At 43.8% G+C, this 10,175-nt stretch carries 10 protein-coding genes; 9 read left to right on the forward strand and 1 reads right to left on the reverse strand.

All coding sequences use genetic code 11. The annotated features are described in order from the left end of the window. The first annotated feature begins 436 nt into the window (after positions 1-436). From bamA to ASN18_RS06115, 9 genes are all read left to right on the forward strand, one after another. Positions 437-2,725, forward strand: coding sequence for an outer membrane protein assembly factor BamA (gene bamA / locus ASN18_RS06075; protein ID WP_085051857.1), 2,289 nt, complete (start codon positions 437-439; stop codon positions 2,723-2,725). A gap of 93 nt (positions 2,726-2,818) precedes the next feature. Then, positions 2,819-3,340, forward strand: coding sequence for an OmpH/Skp family outer membrane protein (locus tag ASN18_RS06080; protein WP_236861560.1), 522 nt, complete (start codon positions 2,819-2,821; stop codon positions 3,338-3,340). Between the two features lie 8 nt (positions 3,341-3,348). Continuing rightward, positions 3,349-4,371, forward strand: coding sequence for a UDP-3-O-(3-hydroxymyristoyl)glucosamine N-acyltransferase (gene lpxD, locus ASN18_RS06085; protein WP_085051859.1), 1,023 nt, complete (start codon positions 3,349-3,351; stop codon positions 4,369-4,371). 43 nt (positions 4,372-4,414) lie between these two features. Next, positions 4,415-4,858, forward strand: coding sequence for a 3-hydroxyacyl-ACP dehydratase FabZ (gene fabZ, locus ASN18_RS06090; protein ID WP_085051860.1), 444 nt, complete (start codon positions 4,415-4,417; stop codon positions 4,856-4,858). Positions 4,859-4,860: 2 nt separating this feature from the next. Next, complete coding sequence (gene lpxA / locus ASN18_RS06095; RefSeq protein ID WP_085051861.1) at positions 4,861-5,640, forward strand: acyl-ACP--UDP-N-acetylglucosamine O-acyltransferase; 780 nt, start codon at positions 4,861-4,863, stop codon at positions 5,638-5,640. Next, positions 5,625-6,452: an LpxI family protein gene (locus tag ASN18_RS06100; RefSeq protein ID WP_085051862.1), complete on the forward strand. Its 828-nt coding sequence runs from the start codon at positions 5,625-5,627 to the stop codon at positions 6,450-6,452. Before lpxA ends, ASN18_RS06100 begins: the two co-directional genes overlap by 16 nt. A 3-nt stretch (positions 6,453-6,455) precedes the next feature. Beyond that, positions 6,456-7,463 carry a hypothetical protein gene (locus tag ASN18_RS06105; protein ID WP_085051863.1) on the forward strand — a complete coding sequence of 336 codons (1,008 nt, stop codon included), beginning with the start codon at positions 6,456-6,458 and terminating at the stop codon, positions 7,461-7,463. Positions 7,464-7,519: 56 nt separating this feature from the next. After that, positions 7,520-9,070, forward strand: a complete 1,551-nt coding sequence (locus tag ASN18_RS06110; protein WP_085051864.1) for a tetratricopeptide repeat protein — start codon at positions 7,520-7,522, stop codon at positions 9,068-9,070. 59 nt (positions 9,071-9,129) lie between these two features. Further along, positions 9,130-9,399: a hypothetical protein gene (locus ASN18_RS06115; protein ID WP_085051865.1), complete on the forward strand. Its 270-nt coding sequence runs from the start codon at positions 9,130-9,132 to the stop codon at positions 9,397-9,399. 61 nt (positions 9,400-9,460) lie between these two features. Here ASN18_RS06115 and ASN18_RS06120 read toward each other — a convergent pair. Beyond that, positions 9,461-10,175, reverse strand: a 715-nt coding sequence (locus ASN18_RS06120) for a deoxynucleoside kinase (RefSeq protein WP_236861561.1), incomplete at its 5' end; no start/stop codon positions are given.

Raw genomic sequence — 10,175 nt, forward strand, 5'->3', positions numbered from 1 at the left:
AATTGCCACACATAATTCGCAGTTTTTTTATGCATCGCAAATTACAATATGCAGCATAGTTATGTCCACTTACTTATGCACTGATTAATAACTCTCAAACAATAGCATTACTAATTCAGACAGGCTGTCTGGTGTATCAATGAAAAACCTCCTAATCTTGTTTCCAAACAAGGCTGCTCCAAGCGCCATACACGGTGGTCATGCTGGTATTCATCTCTTTCAAATACCCTTTTTATCGTCACACAGCCTTTAACATGCTCGCCGTGCGCCCTGCCGCAAACCTGCCCTCTTAAAAATATTTTCACCTCCAGCAGGGTATTATAAAAAAAACTATTTACAGGACTGATGTAAAAGTTTATACTACCAGAGCCGTGAAATAGTGCGCGTACCTTGGCATTGCGCAAAGAACTTTACTAAACGTGTAGAGGAAAATCATATGAAAATGAACCGCCTAAGACATTTCCCCAAACTGCTACTATGTTTGTTGCTTGCAATTTCTTTCATATTAACGATGAACTATCCGGCTTATGTCATGGCCGCGCCTACTCCGGCTGTCTCTGCCGAACCACTGGTTATCGCCATCGAGATAAGGGGCACGAGGAGAATCGAAGAAGGGGCTATTAAGGCCAAACTCACACAAAAGACAAATCAACCCCTTTCGCAGGACAAGATATCCGAAGACGTTAAGACCGTCTACAAACTAGGATACTTCGACGATGTCAAGGTTGAGACAGAGTTCTTCGAAGGCGGCCTTAAAGTCATCTACATAGTAAAGGAAAAACCTACTATAACCAAAATAGCCTTCTACGGCAACAGCGAGTTAGACGATAAAAAACTCAAGGAAAAAACCACCGTTACAGCAGGCTCCATATCTGACAATACACTGATTCAGGACAATGTCAAGAAACTTAAGGATTACTATGACAGCGAAGGCTACTATTTATCAGAGATTTACCCTATCCTAAGCGCAGCTAAAGACGGTGAGGTTACTCTGACGTTCGAGATTAAGGAAGGCCCAAAACTTAAGATTCGCAGCGTGGAGATAACAGGAAATCAACATATTGCCACAAAGAAGATTAAAAAAGTCCTAAATACCACAAAGTGGTGGATACTCTCATTTTTCGATGGCAGCGGTTTTGTAAAAAAGGATGCACTTGAAGAGGATGTCTTAAATATCCAGAACCTATACATGGACTATGGCTATTTAAATGTCAAGATAGCCGAGCCTAAGGTGATAGTCAGCGAAAAGGGCATCACCGTGCGGTTTGATATAAGTGAAGGACAGCCGTATAACCTTGATTCTATTATAATAACCGGCAATACCACTTTTGACACTGAGACACTTTCAAAACTCATCACTATGAAGCCCGGAGCTGTCTTCAGCAAATCGGCACTGACCAAGTCCATAAACACCGTCACTGATTACTACACGGAAAGGGGCTACGCAACGGCAATAATAAACCCCATTGTACAACCAAATGAAACCGCCTTAACTGTCAAAGTTGACCTGAAAGTTGAAGAGGGTAAGGTGTATAAGATCGGCACTATAGAGTTTTCTGACAACACAAAGACACGCGACAAGGTTCTAAGACGTGAGATAACAATAAATGAAGGAGATACTTATGACAGTAAGAAGTTAAAACGGAGCTTCCAAAACATAAAAAACCTTGACTACTTCGACAATGTTGAGGTATCGCCAAAACCACAGCCCGACTCAGATATAGTTGACATAGATGTGAAGGTCAAGGAAAAGATGACGGGCTTTATAAGCGTCGGCGGCGGTTACAGCTCTGTTGACAAGATGATAGGTATGATACAGTTGACCCAGACAAACCTGTTCGGCACAGGAGATTATATGAAAATAGCAGCGGAAGCTGGCGGGTCTTCACTGTATGAGATAACCTATAAACACCCATGGTTTCTGGATAAACCATATACGGTAAGCGGGAGTATCTACCGGCTGGACAAAAAATACATCGATTACAGCCGTAAGGCAACCGGTATAGTTGTAGGCATAAGCAAGAGATTCTGGGAATATTGGGAGGCAGGGCTTGCCTACCGTTTCGAGGCTGTAAATATCCACGATGTAGAGGACACGGCTTCGAGATTAATACTTGAGCAGGAAGGATACTCAACCACAGGGAGCATCACGCCGTCCATATCTCGTGACACCAGAGACAGCTACATTGACCCTACAACCGGCTCAAGAAACAGTGCGTATGTTACATTTGCCGGGGCGTTAGGCTCTAATCATTACATAAAAACCGGCATTGAATCCCTATGGTTTTTCCCCTTTATCGGCCCAACGACATACTCAGTAAGGGCAAGATACGGCTATGCAACCGGTTATGGTGGAAATCAGCTGCCACTATATGAAAGATTCTATGTTGGGGGTATAACAACAGTCAGGGGTGTTGAATTTGGATATGCCGGGCCGCAAGACTGGGATGGCACATATATTGGCGGCACCAGCCAGGTACTGTTAAACAACGAGATTATATTTCCTATATTCCCCGAGATAAAGTTAAAGGGGGTATATTTTGTGGATATCGGCACTGCCCTGGGAGGCGGTATAACTCTGTCAGATGTTAAGTATACTACAGGCGCAGGGGTACGGTGGATATCTCCCTTTGGCCCAATACGCCTTGAGTATGGGGTTAATCTTAAACGAACCGATGGGGATTCCTTTGGCAGACTTGAGTTTTCTTTTGGGAATTTCTTTTAACCCAAAATTTAACCCAAAATTTAATAAGAGGCTTTCCAAAAATGGTTGAAATAGAGTATGATATGTGGATATAGAAAAAACTTAGGAGGAAAAATGAAGAAAGTTTCGATGGTATTGGTATTGGTCGTTGTGCTTTTATTTGCCGCAACGGCGGCGAAGGCTCAGCAAAATGTAAAAATCGGTTTTGTCGATATCCAGAAAGTGATAAATGAATCTGAGCCGGGCAAAAGGGCAAAAGATGCGTTAGAATCCTATATAAAAACGCACCAGACCAAAATCGAGGAAAAGGAAAAGGCAATCGACAGCATGAAGGCCGATTTAGATAAAAAAGGCTCTGCCCTTTCCGAGGAAGCAAAGAAGAAAAAACAAGATGAAATGCAGACAATGGTCAGAGATATAAAGAGAATGGCTGCAGAGGCTCAAGATGAGGTAAGAAAAAAAGAGACCGACCTCACAAAAGATGTCTTTACAGACATAAGGACTATAATTCGCCAGATAGGAAAGGATGATGGATATACAGCAATATTGGAAAGCGGTGCGGTGTTGTATTCCACAGATAACGTTGACATAACAGACAAGATTGTAAAGAAACTAAACGATCTAAAGAAAAAATAGCCGGCCGTATGAAGCTCATTGAGATATCCGATATGTTGGGAGGCCGCGTAACAAGCGGCCACGACATAGAGATTGATGGGGCGTGCGGTGTTGATGACGTAAAAAGTGGTCAAATCACATATCTCGCTGATCTAAAACTCACCACTAAGCTAATAAACTCACAGGCAAGCGCTGTGATAATAAAGCGTGAACGCCATGATATACATATTCCACAGGTAGTTGTTTCAAACCCATCTCATGCGTTTTCGAAACTTCTGAGGATGTTTTACACTAAACCCTTCAGGGCGACAGGCGTGATGAACGGGGCATATATCTCAGAAGGCGTAACACTGGGTAAAGACATAAGCATATACCCTGGGGTATATATCAGTTCCGGGGCGTCAATAGGGGACAATACAACCATCTATCCGGGCGTTTATATAGGGGAAAATGCGATTATTGGTCAGAACTGCCTGATTTACTCTAATGTATCTATACGTGAAGACGTAAGAATAGGCAATCGTGTTATACTCCAATCAGGGGCTGTAATAGGCTCAGATGGTTTTGGCTATGAAATGGACGGCGGGCGGTTCATAAAAATCCCTCAGATAGGTACTGTAATAATAGAAGACGATGTAGAAATAGGGGCAAACACAACCATAGACAGGGCAACCACAGGCTCCACAGTAATTGGGGCAGGGACAAAAATAGACAACCTTGTCCAAATAGCGCATAACGTAAAGATTGGTAAAAACTCCATACTCATTGCCCAAACAGGCATTGCAGGGAGTTCCTCACTAGGTGACTATGTCGTGCTTGCCGGGCAGGTGGGCATTTCTGACCACATAGAGATTGAAGCAGGCACAAAAGTGGGTGCACAGTCGGGCGTAATGGAAAACCTCAAAACAGGTGCATACATGGGTTCACCCTCCCTCCCCCATTTACAATATAAAAGGTCACACATATTGTTTACGAAACTGCCAGAGCTAAATGACAGGATAAATAAATTAGAGAAACAACTGGCTGAGTTAACTAAAGATATAAATACATAGGCCTGTTTATTGTAATGGGTTTAAAATATACGCCGGAGGTCATATGATAAACATAATGGAGATATTAAAGACGCTGCCACATAGATACCCATTTTTAATGGTCGATAAGGTAATTGAACTGGTACCTGGTGAGAGCGCCGTTGGGATAAAAAATGTAACAATAAATGAGCCGTTTTTTCAGGGACACTTCCCTGGGAATCCCGTAATGCCTGGTGTATTAATCGTTGAGGCACTGGCACAGGTATCTGGTATATTAGCCTTTAAATCCGGGGTAGAAGGCAATACAGTATATTTTATGAGCATCGAGAAGGCCAAGTTCAGAAAACCAGTACTGCCTGGTGACACCCTGCAGCTCATCATTAAATCAATCCAGAAGCGCGGCAAGGTATGGAGATTCTCCGGCAGGGCTGCAGTTGGTGACAACACAGTGGCGGAGGCGGAGTTCACTGCAATGGTAACCGATGTCGCCGTTGTGGAGGAGAGATAACTATGCAGATACATCCCACAGCCATCATCGGTGCAGATACAAAAATCGATGATGAGGCAGTCATCGGACCTTTTTGCATAATTGGTGATGGCGTTAAAATAGCAAAAGGCACACGCTTAATCTCAAATATCGTAATCGATGAAAACACAGAAATAGGCGCTGACTGTGTCATCCACCCTTTTGCCGGGCTTGGATTCCCGCCGCAGGATTTAAAATATGACGGAAGAAAAACCGGCGTTAAGATTGGCAGCAATACAATAATCAGGGAGTACTCGACAATCCACAGGGCGTCGGTAGGCGGGGATGGGCTTACAGAAATAGGAGACAACTGCTTCATCATGGCCTACGTGCATATTGCCCACGACTGTAAGGTAGGAAACCACGTAGTAATGGCAAACGCAGCCACGCTTGCCGGGCATGTAGAAGTTGAAGACCACGCGGTCATAGGCGGCATTGTAGCAGTACATCAGTTTACAAGAATAGGCGCATATTCAATGGTCGGCGGTTTTAGTGGAATCGGGCAGGATGTCCCGCCCTTTACAATTGCATCAGGGGCAAGGGCAAAACTCTACGGCCTCAACAGCATTGGGCTAAAACGGAAGGGTTTTACCGATGACCAGATTCAGAATCTGAAAAAGGCTTATAAGATACTCTTCCGCGACAAACACACATTAAAAGAGGCCATAAAACAGGTAGAGCATGAACTGGATATGACAGATGAGATAAAAAAGCTGATAGAGTTTATATCGAACAACAAGAGGGGAATATGCCGCAAGACATAGAGAGAAAACCCCTCGGATTAATTGCGGGCATGGGATATCTACCTATGGCAGTTGCCGAGGAAGCGCACCGTCAGGGCTATAAGGTGTTCGCAGTTGGTCTTGAGCCTGTTGTCAACGAGGCCCTCAGGGACTATGTCGATGAGTTTACCATTGTAAACGTAGCCAAACTGGGCACACTGATAAAGACACTAAAAGGTGCAGGTCTGACAGAGGCTGTTATGGCGGGGAAGGTGCCCAAATCCCTTCTGTATAAAAACAAGACAATGCCAGATATGAAGGCCGTGTCTTTTCTAATAAAACTAAAAGACAATAACGATGATTCCATCCTCAATGCCCTGGTTGAAGAGTTTAAATCTGAAGGCATAAAAATACTTAATATAACAGACTTTACATCTGGCATGTTAACACCTGCCGGGCTTCTGACAAAAAAAGGGTTATCAAAGGACGAGCAGAAAGACATTGACTTTGGCTTTCCCCTTGCGAAGGAGATGGGACGCCTGGATATAGGACAAACAATCGTGGTAAAGGGACGTGCTGTCATGGCGGTTGAGGCAATCGAGGGTACAGACATGGCAATCAGAAGAGGCGGTGAACTGGCAGTTACCGGCGCCGTTGTAATAAAAACCAGCAAACCGGCTCAGGACAAACGTTTCGACTACCCAGCCGTTGGACTTGATACAATAGCCGCAATGAAGGAAGTAAAGGCCAGGGTGCTGGCAGTTGAGGCAGACAACACGCTGATAGTCCAAAAGGATGCAGTTATTAAGGAAGCTCAGGCTGCCGGAATCTCTATAATAGGAGTGAAATATTAGACTATGTTAAATCACACAAAAAGAATCACACTGCTTACGCTTACGTTAATCTCTATAGCTTTGCTGCCAATCGCCTCACATGCATTAAATCTAAGTTTCCTGCCGTTTAAAAAAACGGAGATGGCACGTGTCTTCAGTACCAACCCCGTACTACTGCCAGTTGGTGAAAACGCCGCTGGAAAGATACAAATAGGCCCATCAGGTGCTGACGTTACATATAACGAAGACGGTGACATAATATTTACAGGATTGGACAAGGGCGGGAGAAAATGGCAGTTTCAGACCAGCAACTTTACAGCTACAGACGGGTATAAAGCGGAAATGGCAGACCTTGATAACAATGGAATAACAGACCTGATAGTCTATGTCCCGGTAATGGGTATGCCCCCTGCCCCGGAGTTTGAGCTTATAACCCTGATGTTTGATTCCCATGGCGCCCCGATACCGTACAGTTCACCGGGTTATTTTCAGAAACTATTCGATTTTAATAAGGACAAGCGGGCTGAGTTCATGCACATAGCATATGACTACAACTACTGGATTACAACGCTTTATGAAGCCGATGGGGCAAGGTGGAAGGCAGTAAATTCCATCAAAGGACCTGAGGGCATACGGGCGTTTCCTATGTATTTCTCGTTTACAAATTACAGAAGTGTACCGCCGCCGGGCACATATCCATTTGCCTTTGACGTATCGAACACCAAACCCCACGCCGCCGGACGCATTATGTCCTATAAATGGGGAAAGGATGAGCAGCAGTCTGACGCCGTGTTTGTAGTGATTAATACCAATGACGGCAAAACTCTGACCTGCAAAAAACCGTTTTCTGCTATTTTAATAGAAAACGGGACTGAAAGGAGAATCGTCACCTCATCGGCAAGCAGGGATGCCGTTAACACTGCCCTGAATGACATAATAAACGAAAATTACAAATTAAGCTTTTTCGGGTTCAATCAAAACGCGACTGGACCAGCCGCCTGTGTATCGTCGTTGATATGGGCTAAACAATAGACAAACACATATATTTTTCGCTGACTGGGCTTTTTCGTTAACAGGGAGTAATACGTATGGAAGGACGAGAAAACTATCTCGCGCATTTCATAGACAGGTGCGTTATCAACTCTGGCGCTATCGGGACAGATGAAATCCTCAGGGGCAAGTTGACCGTTTTAGTTTATGAAGGATTTAAGGTATTGTTGTTTGCTATTCATCACTGGCTTGAGACCACCGGTGGGATTGTTGCAATCAACCATGATAAATTTAAGGAGCTGCTTGTAAATTTCGGCGTATCAAGAGGACTTGACCCCAATGATACGCTCGATACGGCAGAGCTAATCTCCGAAACAATCGACGGCGAAAACGTACATGCAATAATAGACGAGATAGTAATGAACTTTAACGACTTCACGCCAGATAAAGCGCAGATAACCTACGCCTACGACAGGCTTGAGAAGGCGTGGGACATCCTGGGAGACAAAAAGAGGGCCATAGAGTATGCAATAAGGGTGCTTGAGCTGGACCTCAGGACATATGGAGAGTCGCACCCGTCAATTGCCGACAGATATAACAACATCGCCCTTGCGCTCTATCGAACAGGCAATTATGACAAGGCAGTAGATTATTTCAAGATGGCCCTCCGTGTTGATCTCGCGCTATATGGCGAAAACACCCAGCGTGTGGTCTCCCGGTACAACAATATAGGGATGTCCTTAAGGTCTGCAGGACAGGCGGAAAAGGCAATTGAATACTATGAGAAGGCATTAAATATTGACAAAATCCTCTTGGGCGGCACACATCCGGCCATCTCAATGCTATACAACAACATAGGGCTGGCGTGGGGTGTGCTTGGCAACGCACAAAAGGCAATCGAGTATTATAATATGGCCATATCCGCAGCAAGTGTGCGCTCTGATGAGGACAGCTCAGACATTGCCGCGATATACAGCAACATGGGACTGGCGTGGCGTGCGATAGGACAAGTAGATAAGGCGATTGAGTGTTATAGGAAGGCGCTAGAGATAGATATAGCAATATATGGTCATAGCAGCGTAAACACAGCAAGGGATTATACAAATCTTGGCACGGCGTGGAGCATCCAAAGAGACTTTAAAAAGGCAATGGAATATTACACGTGGGCGTTGGATATAGACCTGGAAATACTTGGAGAAAACCATCCTGACATCGCGGTAGACTATAACAACATAGGGATGGCGTGGTGTTCATTGGGTTTTGTATACCGGGGGATAGACTACTACATGAAGGCGATAAAGATAGACGTGAGCGTATTTGGGGAGGAACACGCCTCGGTAGCCACAAGATATAACAATTTGGGATTAGCATGGAGGACGCTGGGAGACTTACAAAAGGCAATAGATTATTACGGCATAGCGCTAAAAATAGACACTATCGTACATGGAGAAAACCACCAGAGCGTAGGACGGGATTTAAACAACCTGGGTTCAGCATGGAGCGAGAAAGGAGACAGGGAAAAAGGTCTGGAATATTACAAAAGAGCGCTAAAAATTTTCACAGAAACCTACGGCGCCGACCACCCGAATACAGTAACGGTCAGAGAGAATTTAAAATCATTAGAGCACTTGCCATATGATTTCATATAAGATGATTTACACTACCACAGTATTGTATTAAACTGACAGTAAATAGGAGGAAATGGTAAATGGGCGGATGTGAAGATGTGCATGTATACGATGATATTACAAGAGAGAAAGTAGATTTTATCCTTAATAAGTTAAGGGAAGGGAATGCGGATATAATCGGAGATACAGACGGCCCTTGGGATATAGATACGCATGATTCAGGGGTAAAGTTAAGAGGTGAATGGGACGAAGTAAAATCACAGATGTCTATAACGGTTACAAGTAAAAATTTCCTCGTGCCATGTTCATTGATATGGCAGAAAATTGATCATTTGATGGGGAAGGTATAAGGTAGAAATACCTGTGGGTCTATTGTAAACGATTGTTCCATTTTAGGGATCCATATATAAGCTACAATAAAATAGTTGTCATCAGATTTAGTATTTCTTCTTTTATATCATCGATATCAGCAAAATTCTTTTGGGCGCTGTTTACTGAAATTACCCTTGTCTCTTCTGCTGCCTTTTGTACCTCTTTTTCGACGGCCAGATTAAGAGAATTTAAGAAATCAAGGGTTATTGGGTTCTCAATGTCACGCCCCCTAAATCGTATTCTTTTCAGTTCCGTCTCAGCATCGCAATTCAAATGGATTACAAGGAGCGGCGGTGACAACTCCCGTTTAATCTCTTCATAGACAGTCAAGTAGGTCGACAACTGGGAACCCTGAAGGCCAACATTAGCATATGCGCTATCCAACAAAAATGAAAAATCGCAAATGTTAATTTTACCCCGTGCGGATTCTTTTTTTACTTGGTGATAGTGCTGGAGAGTAAAAGAAACTTCCGTCTCAAAAATATATTTGCCCGGGTCAGAGTAAAAAGCCACCCAAAAGGGGTTAGACCTGAAGTCTTCAAGCAATGGATTGAATCTCTTGTCGCTCAATAAAGCAGCAAATGTAGTTTTACCTGATGCTATGCCACCACAAACTTCCACGCGTAATAATTTAAAACTATCTGTTATTGGCATTGGACAAGGGTTATAGTGGACCCGTTTGTCAAGACAAAAAATTGTCCTTTTTATGTTACAGCAAGTCCTTATATTTTTCATAGTCCAGCCCCCAAAGGGA

Source organism: Candidatus Magnetominusculus xianensis (assembly GCA_001541255.1).
Lineage (GTDB): Bacteria > Nitrospirota > Thermodesulfovibrionia > Thermodesulfovibrionales > Magnetobacteriaceae > Magnetominusculus > Magnetominusculus xianensis.